20 protein-coding genes and 1 pseudogene are annotated in these 18,927 nt (G+C 57.7%); 10 read left to right on the top strand and 11 right to left on the bottom strand.

All coding sequences use genetic code 11. From position 1 onward, the window contains the following. The first annotated feature begins 23 nt into the window (after positions 1–23). Together OQ460_RS17525 and OQ460_RS17520 are read left to right on the top strand one after the other, a co-directional pair. Positions 24–1,358 carry an OprO/OprP family phosphate-selective porin gene (locus tag OQ460_RS17525; RefSeq protein ID WP_410018655.1) on the top strand — a complete coding sequence of 445 codons (1,335 nt, stop codon included), beginning with the start codon at positions 24–26 and terminating at the stop codon, positions 1,356–1,358. A 202-nt stretch (positions 1,359–1,560) separates the two neighbouring features. Continuing rightward, a complete protein-coding gene (locus OQ460_RS17520) occupies positions 1,561–2,685 on the top strand; it encodes a GNAT family N-acetyltransferase (protein WP_410018654.1) in 1,125 nt (374 codons plus the stop codon). A gap of 11 nt (positions 2,686–2,696) precedes the next feature. Here the strand turns inward: OQ460_RS17520 and aqpZ are convergent, their stop codons facing one another. From aqpZ to OQ460_RS17495, 5 genes and pseudogenes are all read right to left on the bottom strand, one after another. Beyond that, positions 2,697–3,398 (bottom strand): aquaporin Z, encoded by a 702-nt coding sequence (gene aqpZ, locus OQ460_RS17515; RefSeq protein ID WP_410018653.1) that lies wholly within the window; start codon positions 3,396–3,398, stop codon positions 2,697–2,699. Between the two features lie 179 nt (positions 3,399–3,577). Continuing rightward, positions 3,578–5,410, bottom strand: coding sequence for an ABC transporter ATP-binding protein (locus tag OQ460_RS17510; protein ID WP_410018652.1), 1,833 nt, complete (start codon positions 5,408–5,410; stop codon positions 3,578–3,580). A gap of 82 nt (positions 5,411–5,492) precedes the next feature. Continuing rightward, a complete protein-coding gene (locus tag OQ460_RS17505; protein WP_410018651.1) occupies positions 5,493–6,056 on the bottom strand; it encodes a peptidylprolyl isomerase in 564 nt (187 codons plus the stop codon). 3 nt (positions 6,057–6,059) lie between these two features. After that, a pseudogene (locus tag OQ460_RS17500) lies at positions 6,060–6,217 on the bottom strand (alpha/beta hydrolase); the annotation flags it as partial. Between the two features lie 27 nt (positions 6,218–6,244). Continuing rightward, entirely contained in the window at positions 6,245–7,168 is a 924-nt protein-coding gene (locus OQ460_RS17495) for a LysR family transcriptional regulator (RefSeq protein WP_410018650.1), read from the bottom strand. 49 nt (positions 7,169–7,217) lie between these two features. Between OQ460_RS17495 and OQ460_RS17490 the strand changes: the two genes are divergently transcribed. The 3 genes from OQ460_RS17490 (at position 7,218) to OQ460_RS17480 (ending at position 9,355) form a co-directional block, all read left to right on the top strand. Further along, positions 7,218–7,532 (top strand): 3-phosphoglycerate kinase, encoded by a 315-nt coding sequence (locus OQ460_RS17490; protein ID WP_410018649.1) that lies wholly within the window; start codon positions 7,218–7,220, stop codon positions 7,530–7,532. Positions 7,533–7,683: 151 nt separating this feature from the next. Further along, on the top strand, positions 7,684–8,283 hold the full coding sequence (locus tag OQ460_RS17485; RefSeq protein ID WP_410018648.1) for an FMN-dependent NADH-azoreductase: 600 nt from the start codon (positions 7,684–7,686) through the stop codon (positions 8,281–8,283). 202 nt (positions 8,284–8,485) lie between these two features. Further along, on the top strand, positions 8,486–9,355 hold the full coding sequence (locus OQ460_RS17480; RefSeq protein ID WP_410018647.1) for a carboxylate/amino acid/amine transporter: 870 nt from the start codon (positions 8,486–8,488) through the stop codon (positions 9,353–9,355). Between the two features lie 48 nt (positions 9,356–9,403). Here the strand turns inward: OQ460_RS17480 and OQ460_RS17475 are convergent, their stop codons facing one another. Further along, a complete protein-coding gene (locus tag OQ460_RS17475; RefSeq protein ID WP_410018646.1) occupies positions 9,404–10,702 on the bottom strand; it encodes a mechanosensitive ion channel family protein in 1,299 nt (432 codons plus the stop codon). Between the two features lie 193 nt (positions 10,703–10,895). Here OQ460_RS17475 and OQ460_RS17470 point away from each other — a divergent pair, with 193 nt between their 5' ends. Further along, positions 10,896–12,242, top strand: coding sequence for a DEAD/DEAH box helicase (locus tag OQ460_RS17470; RefSeq protein ID WP_410018645.1), 1,347 nt, complete (start codon positions 10,896–10,898; stop codon positions 12,240–12,242). Between the two features lie 47 nt (positions 12,243–12,289). Here OQ460_RS17470 and OQ460_RS17465 read toward each other — a convergent pair whose 3' ends face one another. Then, positions 12,290–12,565 carry a hypothetical protein gene (locus OQ460_RS17465; RefSeq protein WP_410018644.1) on the bottom strand — a complete coding sequence of 92 codons (276 nt, stop codon included), beginning with the start codon at positions 12,563–12,565 and terminating at the stop codon, positions 12,290–12,292. A gap of 156 nt (positions 12,566–12,721) precedes the next feature. On the opposite strand from OQ460_RS17465, the gene OQ460_RS17460 reads away from it, so the two are divergent. Next, a complete protein-coding gene (locus OQ460_RS17460) occupies positions 12,722–13,111 on the top strand; it encodes a transcriptional regulator (RefSeq protein WP_410018643.1) in 390 nt (129 codons plus the stop codon). A gap of 38 nt (positions 13,112–13,149) precedes the next feature. Here the strand turns inward: OQ460_RS17460 and OQ460_RS17455 are convergent, their stop codons facing one another. The 3 genes from OQ460_RS17455 to OQ460_RS17445 form a co-directional block, all read right to left on the bottom strand. Continuing rightward, positions 13,150–14,016 carry a DUF6279 family lipoprotein gene (locus tag OQ460_RS17455; protein WP_410022043.1) on the bottom strand — a complete coding sequence of 289 codons (867 nt, stop codon included), beginning with the start codon at positions 14,014–14,016 and terminating at the stop codon, positions 13,150–13,152. A gap of 66 nt (positions 14,017–14,082) precedes the next feature. Further along, positions 14,083–14,805 (bottom strand): TorF family putative porin, encoded by a 723-nt coding sequence (locus OQ460_RS17450; protein WP_410018642.1) that lies wholly within the window; start codon positions 14,803–14,805, stop codon positions 14,083–14,085. 217 nt (positions 14,806–15,022) lie between these two features. Continuing rightward, positions 15,023–15,202, bottom strand: coding sequence for a hypothetical protein (locus OQ460_RS17445; protein WP_034146402.1), 180 nt, complete (start codon positions 15,200–15,202; stop codon positions 15,023–15,025). 336 nt (positions 15,203–15,538) lie between these two features. Here OQ460_RS17445 and OQ460_RS17440 point away from each other — a divergent pair, with 336 nt between their 5' ends. Next, positions 15,539–16,375, top strand: a complete 837-nt coding sequence (locus tag OQ460_RS17440) for a CvfB family protein (protein WP_410018641.1) — start codon at positions 15,539–15,541, stop codon at positions 16,373–16,375. A gap of 30 nt (positions 16,376–16,405) precedes the next feature. Here OQ460_RS17440 and OQ460_RS17435 read toward each other — a convergent pair whose 3' ends face one another. Further along, entirely contained in the window at positions 16,406–17,581 is a 1,176-nt protein-coding gene (locus OQ460_RS17435; protein WP_410018640.1) for an MFS transporter, read from the bottom strand. 101 nt (positions 17,582–17,682) lie between these two features. Between OQ460_RS17435 and ptrR the strand changes: the two genes are divergently transcribed. Continuing rightward, a complete protein-coding gene (ptrR, locus tag OQ460_RS17430; protein WP_410018639.1) occupies positions 17,683–18,576 on the top strand; it encodes a putrescine utilization regulator PtrR in 894 nt (297 codons plus the stop codon). Between the two features lie 140 nt (positions 18,577–18,716). After that, positions 18,717–18,839, top strand: a complete 123-nt coding sequence (locus tag OQ460_RS17425; RefSeq protein WP_003210728.1) for a PA1414 family protein — start codon at positions 18,717–18,719, stop codon at positions 18,837–18,839. Positions 18,840–18,927: the final 88 nt, after the last annotated feature.

Raw genomic sequence — 18,927 nt, 5'->3', positions numbered from 1 at the left:
CCACCAATTAGGGGAATTCTTCGATGATCCGTAAGCACTTCGCCGGTTTCGCGGCCAGCGCCCTGGCCCTGGCCGTTACCGCCCAGGCTTTCGCTGGTACTGTCACTACTGACGGCGCCGATATCGTAGTCAAAACCAAGGGCGGCCTTGAGGTTGCTACTACCGACCAGAACTTCAGCTTCAAGCTGGGCGGTCGCTTGCAGGCCGATTACGGCTCGTTTGACGGTTTCTACACCAAGAACGGTGACTCGGCCGACGCCGCTTACATGCGTCGCGCTTTCCTGGAACTGGGTGGCACCGTCTACAAAGATTTCAAATACCAGCTCAGCTACGACTTCTCCCACAACGCCGGTAACTCCGACGACGGTTATTTCGACGAAGCGTCCATGTCTTACGTGGGCTTCAAGCCGGTGACTATCCGCGTCGGTCGTTTTGACCCGGATTTCGGCCTGGAAAAAGCCACCAGCTCCAAATGGGTCACAGGCATGGAGCGTAACGCGGCCTATGAAGTAGCCGACTGGGTCAATGGTCATGAAAACGGCTTGGGTATCCAAGTCAGCGGGACTGCGGCTGAAATGTTCTACGGCTCCGCGAGCCTTGCCTCCAAGGACATCAACGACGAAGACGGCAAGGGCGTGAAGCAATTCAACGGCCGTGTCGTGTTGGCACCGATGAACAAGGGCGGCAACGTTCTGCACTTCGGCTTGAACGTCGCGGCTCGTGACTTGAGCGACGCAGCCTTTGACTCGCGGATTCGTCCTCGTCTTGGCGTTCGCGGTGTGGCCACCGGCGGCGGTAACGATGCCGGTTCCAACGGCAACCGAGCGACGTTCGGCGGCGGTGTGGGCCTGAACGCCAGCAACCTGACAGCGGTAGGTGCCTACGATACCGACACGGTGTTCGGTGGTGAATTTGCCTTCGCCAGCGGTCCTTTGTCCGTACAGGCTGAAGCGCTGAGCCGTAAGATGAAAGCCGACAGCAACGCCTATCAGGACGTGAAGACCAGCGGTTTCTACGGCCAAGTGGCGTACACCCTGACTGGCGAATCGCGTGCCTACAAACTCGACGGCGGCAAGTTCGACGCCATCAAGCCCGAGAACAAGCAATACGGTGCGTGGGAACTGTTCTACCGTTACGACAACATCAAGGTTGACGACAAGAACATCGTAACCAACAGCGCTACCCGCGAAACCGGTGATGCCAAGGCCAACGTAAATACCTTGGGCGTGAACTGGTACGCCAATGAAGCGGTCAAGCTCTCCCTGAACTACATCAAGGTCAGCACCGACAAGATCACCAACACCAATGGCGATGACAGCGGTGATGCTGTCGTAGGTCGTGTGCAGTACGTGTTCTAAGCAAGGCGTAACAGAGTGTCACCGCGCTCTTTCTTCATCCGTTAAAGCGCTCCTCGTTTGTTTGCCCCGCCAATTGGCGGGGTTTTTTTTTGAATATGCAGCGACTCGGGTCGCGAGAAACCCGAGCGCGACGGGTTCTGTCAGAATGACCTCCTTATCGAGAACGACCATCGCGAACACGCGTTAACTGTCGGGGATTGGGATGCCGTTACAACGCTTGAATAGTCTGTCCGAGATTGCGCCTGAAAAGTGGAACGCCTTGGTTGCCGAGGATCAGCCGTTTCTACGTCATGGTTTTCTCAGCGCCCTGGAAGACAGTGGCAGTCTCGGCCCGCAGTCTGGCTGGCAGCCTGAGCACTTGCTGCATTACGAAGAAGGTCGATTGATCGCCGCGTTGCCCAGTTATCGTAAATGGCACTCCTATGGCGAGTATGTATTCGACCATGGCTGGGCAGATGCTTGTGCGCGCGCCGGCATTGATTACTATCCGAAGCTGCTGACGGCTGTCCCCTTTAGCCCGGTCAGTGGGTCCCGGTTGCTGGCAGCCAGTGCAACGGACGGCTTCGAGTTGCTCCAGAGTCTTCCCGGTTACCTGGAGATCGAAGGTTTATCCAGTGCCCATATCAACTTCACTGACACCTTGGCCGACGAGGCGCTGGCTCAACAATCGGGGTGGCTGCAGCGCCTGGGTTGTCAGTTTCATTGGCAAAATCGCGGTTACCGGGATTTTCAGGACTTTCTCGATGCCCTTAGTTCACGCAAGCGCAAGCAGATGCGCAAGGAGCGCGAGCAAGTGGCGGGGCAGGGGATCGAATTCCAGTGGCTGCAAGGGCATGAGCTAAGTGAAGCGCAGTGGGATTTTGTCTACGCCTGTTACGCCAACACCTACGCGGTACGTCGACAGACGCCGTATCTGACCCGGGCATTTTTCAGTTTGTTGGCTGAGCGTATGCCGCACGCCATCCGCGTGGTGCTGGCCAAGCAGGGCTCGCGCCCAGTGGCGATGGCCTTCAGTCTGGTGGGCGGTGATAGTGTCTATGGACGTTACTGGGGTTGCCTTGCCGAGTTCGATCGGCTGCATTTCGAGACCTGTTTCTACCAAGGCATGGACTATGCCATCGAGCACGGCCTGCAACGCTTCGATGCTGGCGCCCAGGGCGAGCACAAGCTGATTCGCGGGTTTGAGCCGGTGATTACCCGCTCCTGGCATTACTTGCGCCATCCGGGACTGAAAGCAGCTGTGGCGGACTTCCTGGAGCGCGAGCGTGTGGGAATCCTGGCGTATGCCGAGGAGGCGCGCTCAGCCCTGCCATATCGACAGGGCTGAGTACGGTTGACCTAGGCCGTTTCTTCCTTGCCCAGCCAACGATAGGTGATACCGCCAATCACTGCGCCAAGGATCGGTGCGAGCCAGAACAGCCACAACTGCTGGATTGCCCAACCGCCGACAATCAGCGCAGGCCCCGTGCTGCGAGCCGGGTTGACCGAGGTATTGGTGACAGGGATGGAGATCAGGTGGATCAGGGTCAGCCCCAGGCCAATGGCAAGCGGTGCCAGGCCGGCCGGCGCACGACGGTCGGTGGCGCCAAGGATGATCAGTATGAACATTGCCGTCATCACGAGCTCAGTGACGAACCCGGCCGCCATGGAATAGCCACCTGGCGAATGTTCGCCATAGCCATTGGATGCGAGCCCGGAGGCCAGTTCGAAGCCCGGCTTGCCGCTGGCGATGAAGTACAGCAATGCCGCGGCCACTACGCCGCCGATCACTTGCGCCACGATGTACGCTGGCAATTCCTTGGCCGGAAACCTCCCGCCCACCACCAGCCCCACGGATACTGCCGGGTTGAGGTGGCAGCCGCTGATGTGGCCGATGGCAAACGCCATGGTCAGCACCGTCAGTCCAAATGCCAGGGAAACCCCTAGCAGACCAATTCCGACATCGGGGAACGCTGCGGCCAGAACCGCACTCCCGCAGCCACCCAGCACCAGCCAAAACGTACCTAAGCCTTCGGTAACGGAACGTTTGAACAGAGACATGAACAGGTCCTTAATAGATTGCTCTATCGATTAACTGGTTGGTGATGCTTCCCTGCAGTCTGATGTCAGGGCCCTCCTGGACCCTGATTGCAGTACAGCAGAATTGTGGTGCAAGACCAGTGCGATAGAGAAAAACTGTCAGAATTGTTCGGAATTGGCGGTGTTTGGAGAGAGATGTTTCAGTCGATGCCGACAAAACCTCCCGTCTGGTGCTGCCACAGACGAGCGTACAGCCCGCGGTGGGCCAGCAGTTCTGCATGGTTGCCGCTCTCGGCGATCCGTCCCTTTTCCAGCACCACCAACCTGTCCATTCGCGCAATCGTGGACAGCCTGTGGGCGATGGCGATTACCGTCTTGCCTTGCATCAGGGTTTCCAGGCTTTCCTGGATTGCTGCTTCCACTTCCGAGTCCAGGGCCGAGGTGGCCTCGTCCATGATCAGGATCGGCGCGTCCTTGAGCAACACGCGGGCGATTGCGATGCGCTGGCGCTGGCCGCCGGATAGCTTCACCCCGCGCTCGCCCACGTGGGCATCCAGGCCGGTACGGCCCTCGGCATCGGAAAGCAGTGGGATGAACTCGTCTGCGCGGGCCTTGTGTATGGCTTCCCAGAGTTGCTCATCGGTGGCGTCCGGTTTGCCATACAACAAGTTGTCGCGGATCGAGCGGTGCAGCAATGAAGTGTCCTGGGTGATCATGCCGATTCGCTCGCGCAGGCTTTCCTGGGCCACTTCGGCGATGTTCTGGCCGTCGATCAGGATGTGCCCGCCTTGCAGGTCATAGAGGCGCAGCAGCAGATTGACCAAAGTCGATTTGCCGGCGCCGGAAGGACCGATCAGGCCGATTTTTTCCCCTGGCTTGATCAAAAGATTCAGGCCACCGATGATCCCGCTGCTTTTGCCGTAGTGAAAGTCCACCTGTTCGAAGCGCACTTCGCCACGGGGTACGGTCAAGCGCGGGGCATTCTCGCAGTCGATCACCGCCAGGGGCTGGGCGATGGTTTTCAGGCCATCCTGGACGATGCCGATATTTTCAAATATGCCGTTGACCACCCACATGATCCAGCCGGACATGTTGACGATCCGAATCACCAGGCCGGTGGCCAGGGCAATGGCGCCGACCGAGATCAACGAATGGGTCCACAGCCACAGGGCCAGGCCCGTCGTGGTGACGATCAACAGGCCGTTCATGGCGGTGATGACCACGTCCATGCTGGTGACCACGCGGCTGGCCAGTTGGGTTTTCTCGGTCTGTTCGACGATGGCTTCGCGGGCGTAGTTCTGTTCGGAGCGGGTATGTGCGAACAACTTCAAAGTAGTGATGTTGGTGTAGCCATCGACAATCCGCCCCATCAGCTTGGAGCGCGCCTCCGAGGAAACCACCGAACGCTCCTTGACCCGTGGCACGAAGTAGCGCAGCGCAAGGCTGTAGCAGATGATCCAGCTGATCAGCGGAATCATCAGCCGCCAGTCGGCTTCGGCGAACAGCACCAGGGAACTGATAGCGTAGATCGCTACATGCCATAGGGCGTCGACTGCCGCTACTGCGGAGTCGCGCAGTGAGTTACCGGTTTGCATGATGCGCTGGGCAATGCGCCCGGCGAAATCGTTCTGGAAGAAGTTCAGGCTCTGCTTGAGCACGTAACTGTGGTTCTGCCAGCGGATCAGGCTGGTCATGCCGGGGCTGATGGTCTGGTGCACCAGCAGATCGTGCAGGGCGCCAAATATCGGGCGCAGCAGCAGGGCGACCACAGCCATCCAGATCAGCTCGGTGGCGTGCAGTTGGAAGAAGTTGGCGGGCGGCGTGCCCTGGGCCAAGTCGATGATGCGGCTCAGGTAACTGAACAGCGCAACCTCGATCAGTGCGCCGATCAGGCCCACTAACAGTAGCGCCGCGAAGCACGGCCATACCTGGCGAAGGTAATAGAGATAGAAGGGCAAGACTTTATCGGGAGGGGCCGCGCTGGGAGGGTCGCGGAAGATATCGATCAGTTTTTCGAAACGACGATAGAGCATTGGGTCTGACGCCCGCCGTGCGGGCTCTCCTGTTCAAATACGCGCGAAGCCTTGTGGGCTCGCGCGCAACATCCTCTAGACCTCAATCGATGCGCTTGGCCGACTTGATCAGGACGGGATCGATTGGCACGTTTGGCATGCCTTGTTTGGTGGTGGTTTGCGAGTTGACGATGATGTCGACCACATCCATGCCCTTGACCACTTTGGCGAATACGGCGTAACCGGCGTCGCGGCCCGGATCTAGGAAAGCATTGTCAGCCACGTTGATGAAAAACTGGCTGGTGGCGGAGTTCGGGTTCGAGGTACGCGCCATCGACAGAGTGCCGCGTACGTTATGCAGGCCGTTGCTGGCTTCGTTCTTGATCGGCGCTTCGGTGGGCTTTTGCGACATTTGCTGGGTAAACCCGCCGCCCTGGACCATGAAACCCGGGATCACACGGTGAAAAATGGTGTTGGTGTAGAAACCTTTATCGACATAGGCGAGAAAGTTCTTGGTACTGATCGGCGCCTTGACCGGGTCCAGTACAATTTCGATGTCACCGTTGGTGGTGGAGATCAATACGTGGGGCGCCTTGGCGGGTTCGGCCGCCATCAGGTTGGCAGCGAACAGAGCGGAACCGGCAAAAACGGCGATTTTTTTCAACATGGGTCAATGATCCTGGATGGTGGTCTCGACGGTCTGGACGCGGCGAGCAGGGTGGCGTGAAAGACTTCGGGTTGATCCAAGGACGTGGCCTGGCGGGAATCTTCGATGACCGCCAGTCGCGCGTTGGGCAGCAGTTTTACATAGATTTCTTTCTGCGCCAGCTAAATAGGCTATCGATGGGCTCCGTGTCAGGCCTGTCGCGGTGCGGCAAAAGGGGCGTCCAGCGGTGCGGTGTCAAAGGTGCGCAGCAGTTCGATGAGAATCTGCGTCGCGGGTCCCAGGGGTTTGTCTTTGTTCGAGTACAGGTAGAACGTCGGATGGCGGCTGCCACCTTGCTCCAAGGGTAGCTGCTTGAGCACGCCTTCTCTGAGCTCGCGCTCGATCAGGTGCTTGGGCAGCCAGGCAAAACCCAGGCCACTGGCGACGAACGTGGCAGCGGTAGCCAGGCTGCCGACGGTCCAGCGTTGTTCCGCGCCCAGCCAGCCGACGTCTCGCGGTTGCTGGCGGCCGGAGTCACGGATCACCACTTGCATCTGGCTTTCCAGGTCCTGGAAGCTCAGCTCGCGGTTGAGCCGGTGCAGCGCGTGCTCGGGATGGGCCACTGCAATGAATTCCACATCGCTCATTTCCGTGCCCAGATAACCGGGAATGCTGAAACCACTGATCGCCAGGTCGGCCACACCTTCAATCAGCAATTCTTCGACGCCGGAGAGCACCTCTTCACGCAGGCGCACGCGGCATCCGCGGCTCTGCGGCATAAAGGCGGTCAAGGCGCGGACCAGGCGGGCATTGGGATAGGCGGCATCGACCACCAGCCGCACTTCGGCCTCCCACCCCTGCTCCATATGGTGGGCCAAGTCTTCCAGCTGGCTGGCGTTTTTCACCAGTTGTCGTGAGCGGCGCAGGAGGACTTCGCCGGCCTCGGTAAGTACAGCCTTGCGACCGTCGATGCGTAACAACGGAACGCCCAGTTGGTCTTGCATGCGAGCTACCGTATAACTCACGGAGGACTGCGAACGGTGCAGCACTTCAGCCGCCTGGGCGAAGCCACCATGGTCGACCACGGCTTGCAGCGTGCGCCATTGATCGAGGGTAACGCGGGGCGCTTTCAAGATGAGCTCCTCTTGTCCTAAGCTGGCGTTCCTTATTGGAGACTGCCGAATGAGAAAATTCTGTTGTGTGTTGCTGGCACTGCTGCCGCTGGGTGCGTTTGCCTATCCGATCGACGTATCGAAATCGATCAAGGGCGTGAGCATTGATTACATCGCTTCTGACGTTGACAGCGATATCAGTTCAATTCAGCTAAGCAATTACGGCACCAATGACGCCTCATGCAAGGTAGCGTTCACCAATGGTCCTGAACCGGCGCGGGTGCGCAAGGTGATGGTGCCTGCCGGGAAAAGTACCAACACGACGGTCAAGTTCAGTCGCGCCATTATCAAAATGCGCATCAAGCTCACCTGCGAACCCAAGTAAGCCCCAGGTCGTTGATACCTAACAGCGATGTACTGCTTATAAACAACTTTATAGATGGTTTATAGCAGTTTTTTACGCTTTTTTATCGAAATGGCTATGTTTAATCTCTGTTTCATCGACTACAGCAATTTCCGATGGAGCCTACATAGCCATGTCCAACGTACTGATCATCGAAAGCAGCGCCCGCCAACAGGATTCGATTTCTCGCCAGTTGACTCAACAGTTCATCAGCCAATGGCGAGCAGTTCATCCCGGCGACCAGATCACGGTGCGCGACCTGGCCGTCAACCCGGTTCCGCATTTGGACGCCAACTTGTTGGGTGGCTGGATGAAACCGGTCGAACAGCGCAGCGAGCATGAACAGGCCTCCCTGGACCGTTCCAACGAGTTGACTGATGAACTGTTGGCCGCCGATGTGTTGGTCATGGCCGCCCCCATGTACAATTTTTCGATCCCCAGCACCCTCAAGGCCTGGCTCGACCATGTGCTGCGTGCCGGCGTGACTTTCAAGTACACCGCAACCGGCCCTCAGGGGCTGCTCACTGGCAAACGTGCTTACGTGCTCACCGCTCGCGGTGGCATCCACACCGGTGCCAGTAGCGATCACCAGGAACCGTACCTGCGCCAGGTCATGGGGTTTGTCGGCATTCATGACGTTACTTTCATCCATGCCGAAGGGGTGAACCTGGGCGGTGATTTTCAGGAAAAGGGCCTGAATCATGCCAAGGCGCTGTTGGCACAAGTCGCCTGATGGGTTAATCGCCAGATAATCGCCCGATGTTTGTATGGCCCCACGCAACCCTTCAAGTGCGTGTAGCGAACCTCCCTTTGCGCTCGTTGCTCCTGAGTGCTCCCGCCCGACTGACGCATTAGCGAGGTCGGGTTTTTTTTGCCTTGAGTTTCGTCCCTGATCGAAAAACGCTATGGTCGCGCCCATTCACGATGAGGCGAACATGGGCTATTTACTGGTTGTCACCCTGATTCAGGCGTTTTCCTTCAGTTTGATTGGCGAATACCTCGCCGGACACGTCGACAGTTATTTCGCCGTGCTGGTGCGAGTGCTGTTGGCCGGGTTGGTATTTATCCCGTTGACTCGCTGGCGCTCGGTCGAGCCTGCGTTCATGCGCGGCATGCTGTTGATAGGTGCGCTGCAATTTGGCGTGACTTACGTGTGTCTATACCTGAGTTTTCGAGTGTTGACGGTGCCGGAGGTGCTGCTGTTCACCATCCTGACGCCGCTGCATGTGACCTTGATTGAAGACGCCTTGAATCGGCGCTTCAACCCTTGGGCGCTGGTGGCTGCACTGGTGGCGGTCGCCGGGGCGGCGGTGATTCGTCTGGATCAGGTCAATCCGGATTTCTTCATGGGTTTTTTGCTGCTGCAATTGGCCAACTTCACTTATGCGGCCGGGCAAGTGCTTTACCGGCGCCTGGTGGCGCGCCATCCCAGTGATTTGCCGCACTATCGGCGGTTTGGTTACTTTTATCTTGGGGCGTTGGCGGTGGTGTTGCCGGCGTTCCTGGTGTTTGGCAAGGCTGATTTCCTGCCTGAAGCGCCCCTACAATGGGGCGTCCTGGTGTTTCTCGGCCTGGTCAGCACTGCCTTGGGCTTGTATTGGTGGAACAAGGGCGCGTGCCTGGTCAGTGGCGGCACCTTGGCGGTGATGAACAATCTGCACGTGCCGGTAGGGTTGTTGCTTAACTTGCTGATCTGGAACCAGCATGAGCCGTTGGGCCGATTGTTTCTGGGTGGGGCGGTGATTGTGGCAGCGGTGTGGATCAGCCGGTTGGGGGCGAGGTCTCCTGTTGCGGCTGTGTCTTGATGGGTGCCCGATCTGGCACCCATCCAGCCTGAGGCCCCCCCAAAAGCCTCAGAGCGCAGCCTTCTCCTGCACCGGAAAATGACTGGCCCCCAACACCGCCGGCAGAACCCCTGCCCGCAGATCATTGCCGCTCGGCTGCTGATACAGGCTCAAGCCAAACTCCGGCAGCACCGCCAGCAGATAGTCGAATATATCCCCCTGGATCCGCTCGTAATCGGCCCAGGCCGTTGTGCGGGTAAAGCAGTAGATTTCCAGCGGCACTCCTTGGGAGGTGGTCTGCATCTGGCGAACCATGCAGGTCATGTTCGGCTGGATGTCCGGATGGCTCTTCAGATAAGCCAGGGCGTAAGCGCGGAAGGTCCCCAGGTTGGTCATGCGTCGGCGGTTGGCCGATAACTGCGCGCTGTGACCCTGGGCTTCGTTCCAGGCTTTGAGCTCCGCCTGCTTGCGGCTGATGTAATCGGTCAGCAGGTGAACCTGGGTCATGCGGACTTCTTCGTCATCGTGCAGGAAACGCACCCCGGCAGCATCGATAAACAGGCTGCGTTTGATCCGTCGGCCACCCGAGGCCTGCATGCCGCGCCAGTTCTTGAAAGACTCGGACATCAAGCGCCAGGTAGGGATCGAGACGATGGTCTTGTCGAAGTTCTGCACCTTGACCGTATGCAATGTGATGTCTACCACATCGCCATCGGCTCCAACTTGAGGCATTTCTATCCAGTCGCCCACACGCAGCATGTCGTTGCTGGTCAGTTGCACGCTGGCGACAAATGACAGCAGGGTGTCCTTGTAGACCAGCAGGATCACCGCCGACATGGCACCCAGGCCAGACAGCAGCAGCAAAGGCGAGCGATCGATCAGGGTGGCGACGATAATGATGGCGCCAAATACGAACAACACCATCTTGGCCAACTGCACGTAGCCTTTGATCGAGCGAGTGCGGGCATGTTCGGTGCGAGCGTAGATATCCAGCAACGCATTGAGCAGGGCGCTCAAGGCCAATACCTGGAACAGAATGGTGAATGCCAGGGCAACGTTGCCGATGAACAGCGCGCTGGTCTTGCTCAATTCCGGTACCAGGTGCAGACCGAATTGAACCACCAGGGACGGCGTCATCTGCGCAAGGCGGTGAAAGACTTTATTGTGCCGCAGGTCATTGAGCCAGTGCAGAGAGGGCTGGCGGCCAAGCAATTTGACGGCATGCAGAATGAGATAGCGTGCTACCCGTCCAACGATCAGGGCCACGACCAGCAACACTATCAGCGCCAAGCTCGAATGCAGCAGCGGATGTTGGTCCAGGGCGCCCCAGAGGTCCTGGACGTTGAGCCAGAGCTGTTTGATATCCATGGTTTAACGCGATTCCTCAGTAAGACATGACGGGGCGATTAGAGCATTGAAGCGCCGTAAAGTTGTGGTTGTAGACAAATTACCTCACAAAAATCCATCTGATTGGCCATGTTCGCGTAAAGAAACTCGGCCTCGGCGCCCGAAACCGTTACCCTATGCAGCTGATTTTTAGTATTTCTTCGAGGTAGCACCCGTGTTTTCCCAATTCGCCCTGCACGAACGCCTGCTCAAAGCCGTGGCCGAGCTTAAATTTGTCGAGCCCACGCCTGTGCAAGCAGCGGCCATCCCGCTCGCGCTCGAAGGGCGTGACCTGCGGGTGACGGCTCAAACCGGGAGCGGCAAGACCGCCGCCTTCGTCCTGCCGATCCTTCATCGCCTGATCGGCCCGGCAAAGGTCCGTGTCAGCATCAAGACCCTGATCCTGCTGCCAACCCGTGAGCTGGCACAACAGACCCTGAAGGAAGTGGAGCGTTTTTCCCAATTCACCTTTATCAAGGCCGGCCTGATCACTGGCGGCGAAGACTTCAAGGTCCAGGCTGCCATGCTGCGCAAGGTGCCCGATATCCTGATCGGCACGCCGGGCCGGATGATCGAACAACTGAATGCCGGTAACCTCGATCTCAAGGAAGTCGAAGTACTGGTGCTCGACGAAGCCGACCGTATGCTGGACATGGGCTTTGCCGATGACGTGCAGCGCTTGGTCGAAGAGTGCGTCAACCGCCAGCAGACCATGCTGTTCTCTGCCACCACTGGTGGTTCGACCTTGCGCGATATGGTCGCCAAGATCCTGAACAACCCTGAGCATTTGCAGGTCAACAACGTCAGCGATCTGAATGCGACCACCCGTCAGCAGATCGTCACTGCCGACCACAATGTGCACAAAGAGCAGATCCTCAACTGGTTGCTGGCCAACGAGACCTACCAGAAGGCTATCGTCTTCACCAATACCCGAGCCATGGCCGACCGTATCTACGGCCGCCTGGTGGCGCAGGAGTACAAGGCATTTGTCTTGCACGGTGAGAAAGACCAGAAGGACCGTAAACTGGCCATCGACCGCCTGAAACAGGGCGGTGTCAAGATTCTGGTAGCCACCGACGTCGCCGCCCGCGGCCTCGATGTAGATGGCCTGGACATGGTGATCAATTTCGATATGCCTCGCAGCGGCGACGAATATGTTCACCGCATCGGGCGTACCGGTCGCGCTGGCAACGATGGCCTGGCCATCTCGCTGATCTGCCATGGCGACTGGAACCTGATGTCGAGCATCGAGCGCTACTTGAAGCAGTCTTTCGAGCGCCGCACCATCAAGGAAGTCAAAGGTACCTACGGCGGGCCGAAAAAGGTCAAGGCGTCGGGCAAGGCCGTTGGCGTGAAGAAGAAAAAGGTCGACGCCAAGGGCGACAAGAAAAAAACCGGCGCCAAGTCGCCGACCAAACGCAAGATCGCCAACCGACCGAAGACCGACAACCTGTCGCTGGTCAGCAAGGACGGCATGGCGCCGCTCAAGCGTCGCAAGCCAGAAACTCCGGCTGCCGAGTAATACCTGAAAACATAAAAAACCGGACATTGTCCGGTTTTTTTACGACTTCAGTTTTTTGCTTTGACGGCGGCTTCCTTCAACTCTTTCAGCCGCGCATCGATCAGTTGGCATTTGTCGGGAAATTTCGCGCTTTCGGTGTCCAGGTCCATCTTTTGCAATTCTTCGTTCATTTCCTTGGCCTTGGATGGATTCTGCTCGGTGAGCCTGGTCACTTCCTTGGCGAGTTCTTCGCGTTTGGTCGTGGCCTCTTCCGGGGTGCAGGCCCACGCAGGTAAGGCGCTGAGCAGGGAAGCGGCGACCACTAGTTGCATTAGGGTTTTCATTGTTCGGACCTCCGTGGCGGTGTTACCCGGTTGAGGGTGCAAGTCACCGGAAAGTTCAGTGTGGTCACGCTCGTCCACCCGGCTGAACGGCCACGGCCTCTGCATGTCACAACGTTTGAAGGGCAACTTATCGGCGTGACAGCAGGAGGAATCAAGATGACGACCTACGACTGGGATTTGATCGAGCGTCTTTTGCACGAAGTGCAGAACGGCGAGGGCAGCTTTGCCCCGCGTAGATATGCCGAGCAGGAAGCGGCTGACAGGGCCGCGGCCGACGAGCCGACCGGCAATCTGGATACGTTGAAAAAGACCGCTGCCGATTATGAGGCACTGTTGTTCAAGCGCGGGTTTATCGAGTCCCGGCCTGAGGAAGAGGGTGGCAATGGCGAAAACTTCATCCTTACCGGCCTCGGTGCGCAGTTGCTGGCGCTGATTGACAGCTCCATCCCCGGCAATGATCACCCGCGTCAGGTGCTGGATGAGCAGCCGGATGCGCTGGACCCGGTGATCTTCAGTGAAGTGGCATCAAAGGCGGCCATTGCGTGATCGGTTGGTCTTTGTCGTAAGTGCGAGGCGTTTCCGGGCTACTGCTGGGCGGCTTTCAGGCATTTTAATGCCTTGAAGTCATTGCGCACGCTTTCGATCTTTTGCGTCAACATCAACCGTTGTTGTGGGGTGCTTTCTTTCATCAGATCGACAATCAAGCTGCGGGCTGCCGCTTCGGTATGGGCGTAGGCGTTGCGATAGTCGGCAGTCCACAGGCTTTCGCGCTCCACCAACAGTTGCTCGATCCTTTGCGGGAAATCTCCGCTGGAGCGCTGCTCCACCGCATAGATGAATTGCGACTGCCAATGAGCGCGATTGCCGATCCATTGGTGATTCTGTGGACCCAGGACGCGTGACCAGGCTGTGACGCGGCTTTGCTGGCTGGGACTTAACGGGCCCAGCCAAGCCTGCAGGCGTTTGGTCATACGCTCGGCACGTTTCTTGATCTGCTGTTCCAACGGTGGGGCCAAGTATTCGTCCTGACGTTTGCGCAGGTCCTTGGCTAGCGCCTCGCTCATTTCCTGCACCTGCTGATCGTCCAGGCCACGCAACAACTCGATGGCCGACGGGGTGACTTCACGGGCGACTTCGGCGACAGCCTGCTTGGCTTCGGTGGCGCGAGATTGCAGCGCAGCGTCAGTTACCTGATTGGTGGTGACCATCAGTTGCAGTCGGTCAAGCCAGCCCAGGTAGGATGGTAATTGGGTAGTGCAATGCCAGGCCAGGTGATTCTTGAGCCTATCGTTGAACCAGCTCTTTTGCCCGGCGTTCATGTCCAGGTAATCGTCGAGGGACCAGGGGATGATCACATCAAGGTTGCGGTAGGCCAGGCCGACGCGGTTACAGCCGGCGAGCGCGATGCTCAGGGTCAGCAAGACCACCAGGAGTTTTAACCGACGCAGCATGGGCGAGTCCTTGCGCAGACGTGAATGGTTCATCTGAACTCGCCAGGGGTGTGACAGTTCAGCCCGTCAATAAAACGACCGCTCGGCTTTCAAGGTCAACAGGCCGTCGCATTGCGAATTGTGTCCGGAGTAGGCTGAGCATTCGCTGCCGCTGAGGCTGGAGTCGCTGTAGATCAAGTCCAGGTCGATTCCCCGCCAGGGCCGGGAGAGCTTCACAGACCAATCGCTGAAGCTGCGTATGGAGCCATCTTCCACCGATACCGGGCTGCCCAGTTGATGGGTGGTGTATTTCATGCTGACACCGACGCCAAAGGGTTGGGTACCTCCCAGGTCGGCGAACAGGGTGCTCTCCTGGCGATCCGGGTCATTGCCCAGCGACACGCCAAAGCGGTTGCCCAGCAGGGTCAGGCCGCCATAGAGCGCCTGGCTGTCGAGTGGGCTCAGTTTGGGGTAGCTGTAGTGGATCATTCCCAGCTCATAGCCCAATGATTGGTCAAAGGGGCGCTTGAAGCCCAGGTAGGAGTCGACTTCAAGTTTATGGGTGGGTGAGATCCCCATGCTGGGCGAGAATTGGCCAAAGTACAGGCCGCTGGCATGGGATAGGTCGAGACCGCCGTGGAATGAATTGCTGCCAGGAGAGGTGGGTTGTACCAAACCCTGGGCCATGCTGCGGCTGGGGGTGGTGCCTAACTTCAAGTCGAAGTCACCCAATTCACGCTGGAAAACCTGAGCTTGGACGAATGGGCTGGCGAGCAAGGCGCTGACCAGGAGAGTGCAGGTTTTTAGCACGCTTCACTCCATTAAAAGCGAGGAGCATTAACGAGATATGCGGGTAAATGCCCGTTCTAGACGTGTGCAAGCATACCGACGAAAGTCAGGAGGTGATGCCCGTTCGTCGATTGATGCGCAGTGAGGGAATTCAAGAGGGGGTTGCGGGTCCAGTCCTAGCGCTTTGGAAGGCAAAGCGCTTGGGGACCAGGTGTTGTGCGCACGCTGTACTCTGAGCTTACTTTTTACCCAGGGTGATCTGCTTGGAAGGGCCGAATGTCTGGCCACTCACACCCTTGGCAATTTGCTGGATTTCGCCGCCGGACTTCAGGAATGCAGCAATTTGGCTGTTGATCGATTCGCTGGTTTCAACGGCGGGAGCTGGCTTTGCTTTGCTATTGGATGCTTTTACGCGCATGGCGGCCACTAACCTGTAGAGAATTAACTTGGCCAGGAATCATACATGAAATACTTGACAATTGCTCGGTAAATATCCCCTGAAAATAAGCCGTGCCCTTAAAACAAGCCTGACTTGATATTTGAAATAATCTGCCTAAGTCGCTGTTTTAACTCGAAACCCACCGATGAAAATAGCAGCGTCCGATAACCTGGACCCACCTGTGCAAACTGACGAGCGGGTGGTTTTCACGAAAAGGCCTGGCCACCCCATGATTTTTCAGTGCCGCATGCCTGGACAGGGGACCGCCGCCGTCAACTCGGGTAGAATGTCGCCCACGCAATGAGGGTATTGGAAATGGCTTTAGTCGGGCGCTACAACAGTTTGCAAGTGGTCAAACACACTAACTTTGGTTTGTACCTTGATGGTGCGCAAGATGGAGAGATCCTCTTGCCCAACCGTTATATTCCCAAAGATATTCCCAGTGAAGATGAAGACTGGCTTAACGTTTTTATTTATCTGGACAGCGATGACAAACTTATCGCGACCACTGAAAAGCCGAAAGTGCAGGTCGGTGAGTTTGCCAGCCTGAAAGTCGTTGAAGTCAACAGTATCGGCGTGTTCCTGGATTGGGGGTTGCCCAAGGATCTGTTGCTGCCGTACTCCGAGGAAAAGCGCCAACTGACTGCCGGTGAGTATTGCGTGGTACACGTCTACCTCGATAAACACACCAAGCGCATCACCGCCACCGCGCGCCTGGACCGTTACCTGGACAAGACCCCGGCCAACTACACCGTGGGCCAGGAAGTCGATTTGCTGGTGGCCGAAGCCACGGACATGGGTTTCAAGGCCATCATTAATAACAAGCATTGGGGGCTGATCCACAAGAACGAAGTGTTCAAGTTCTTGCGCCCAGGTAAAGAAGAAAAGGGCTATATCAAAGAGATTCGTGCTGACGGCAACATCAGCCTGAGCCTGCAACCGGTAGGTGAGCAGGCTGCATCCAGCCTGAACTCGAAGATCCTCGCCAAGTTGCGTGACAACAACGGCACTTTACCGGTCAGCGACAAAAGCGACCCGGCGCTGATCAGCAACCTGTTTGGCGTCAGCAAGGGCAACTTCAAGAAGGCCATTGGTGCGCTTTACAAGCAAGGGCAGATCGTTATTCACGCTGACCGCATAGAACTTAGCTGACTTGGACTGTCTGCGGTTCTTTCTGCGGGGCTATCGTGTTGCTGGCTGACGCAGTTTTTGCCCGCGACCATCGGCGTGTTTGGGACGCAGCAGTAATGCACCTGCCAACAACAGCCCGCTGCCCGCCACTATCAGCGCCGGTTGCAAGTTGCCGCTGAAATGGCTGCTCAAGGATGCCAACAACGGGCCACTGAGTTGGCCTGCGGCAAAACAGGCGGTCAGCAGACCCGTACTCCGTTGTGTGCCGTGTGGTGCAACTTCACGTAAACGTTGCATCACCAGTTGCATGCAGGCCAGGAACGGCAGGCCACATAGCAGTACGCCCAGCGCCAACCCAACGCCATTGCCCAGCAAACAGGCGAAAACACCGGCTGCCTGTATCCATAAGGTTGCCATCAGCCAGCGATGTGTTGTCTCGGGATTGGGCACGCGCAGGCTGACCAGCAATACCCCTGCCGCCGCCGCCAGGCCAAAGCATGGCCAGAACAGGTCCGCCTGCCAGGCGCCCTGGAACCGGGAGCTGGCCATTTGCGACAGGAAGGTCGCGGGAATAATGTAGCCCATGCCGTAGAGGGCATATATCCAACCCAAATGAACGATCTTGCCATTAATGCTTGCGTTTGCTGTTGGCGGCACGGCCCCGTCGACATGTGGTCGTGGCAGAAACGGCAGAATCGCCAGCAGCAATGTCAACGCAACCACGCCGTATACCAGCCACAACGTCCTGGAATCCTGGCCCAGCATATTGGAGCCCAGTGCCAACAAGCCTGTCAGGAAAATTCCCAGCCCTGGTCCGGCAAAAACCAGCGCCCCCCATTTTGCCCGTCCAGCTGCAATCGCCAGCGGTTGGCTCAGCCCGGTGATCATCACTAGCGCCCAGGCACTGGCCACTCCCGTCCCAAAGCGCAACAACAGATGCGACCAGAACCCGTCGGCCCAGAATGACGCCAGCGTCAGCAGTACACATAACCACAATCCGCCGAGCAGCCGTCCGCGCACATGGTGGTGGCTGCGGGCGAACATCGAATCCACCGCTCCGACGAAGTAGCCCAGGTAGTTGGCTGCCGCGACCAGGCCGGCATCGGTCAAGTCGATCTGCCCTTCGCTGATCAAATGAGGCATTTGCGGTGTGAGGGCGAAGCGGCCAATTCCCATGGCCATCATCAAGGCTATAAAACAGGCGAATAAACGAATCAGGGGAGACATAAGCAAATTCCTGCAGGAGCTATGGCTTGCAGGCTATAGGTGGATATTGGTTCAGTAAAAATGAATAATACTGATCAAGTTGTTCTGTTTTGGAGAAAGTCGTGGAGTTCAGCCAGCTGCGTATCTTCCAGGCGGTCGCCGAGGAAGGGTCTATCACTCGTGCTGCCGAGCGCTTGCACCGGGTGCCGTCAAATCTCTCGACTCGTCTGAAGCAGATGGAAGAGCAATTGGGTGTCGAGTTGTTCTTGCGCCAACGCCAGCGCTTGCAGCTATCACCCGCCGGCAAAGTGTTGCTCGACTACAGCACACGCCTGTTGGCCCTGCATGACGAGGCTCACGGTGCTGTACAGGGCGGGCAACCCGCCGGTGATTTTGTGTTGGGAAGCATGTACAGCACTGCGGCCATCCATTTACCAAAATTGTTGGCGCGCTATCACAAGGCTTACCCCATGGTGAATCTGCAGGTGCAATCAGCCCCCAGTGGGGAGTTGCTCGAAGGCTTGGTCTCCGGGCGATTGGATGCTGCCTTGGTTGACGGCCCATTGGCGCTGGCGACGCTGGACGGTGTGCCGTTATGCGAAGAGCGATTGCTATTGATCTGCGAGGCCGACCATCCACCGGTACGAGGGCCGCAGGATGTGGCGGGGCGCTCGGTGTTCACGTTCCGACGCAGTTGCTCCTATCGGGCACGTCTGGAAGCCTGGTTTTCCCACGACCGTGTGGCCATGGGTCGGGCCATCGAAATCGAGTCCTACCAAGGGATGCTGGCCTGTGTCATCGCCGGTTCCGGCGTGGCACTGATGTCCGAATCGATGCTCGACAGCCTGCCGGGCAAGGGCGGCGTCTCGGCTCATCCGTTGGCCGAACCGTTTGCCTACGCCACCACTTGGCTGATGTGGCGCAAGGGTATGCTTGGGGCTAATCTCAATGCGTGGATCGATTTGCAGCAGGAGGGCAAGGCGCCGACGGCACATGTTGTAAGTGGGATCGCTTGACCGGTCCGTCAGCAAATGGATCAATTCAGTAATAGTTCGTTGTGGTTTCAAGCAAGCATTTCGTGGGACTTAGTACTATTATCTGTAGGAAGCGGCCACAGAATTCCAGCCGCTCAGCACTACCCTCAAAGGGGGCAACCATGAAAGAGAAACTGCAAAACTGGCTGCATGACCTCGGTGTCGCATTGGGCTTGATCGAGCCTCCGCTGCAACCGGTGCCTATCCGCACCGATGACGAGCAGCGCCGGCCACGTCGCAGGTAAGTCCTGGAAAGCGCTCAAGCTCTGGTGTTTGAGCGCGGTCACCGGATATCACGTCTCTGAAACACAACGGTTATGGTGTGGGAGCTGC

The organism is Pseudomonas imrae, from assembly GCF_046352735.2.
GTDB classification, from domain to species: domain Bacteria; phylum Pseudomonadota; class Gammaproteobacteria; order Pseudomonadales; family Pseudomonadaceae; genus Aquipseudomonas; species Aquipseudomonas imrae.
The sequence above is the reverse complement of the archived record's forward strand: the minus strand, read 5'-3'. Positions and strand labels throughout refer to the sequence as shown.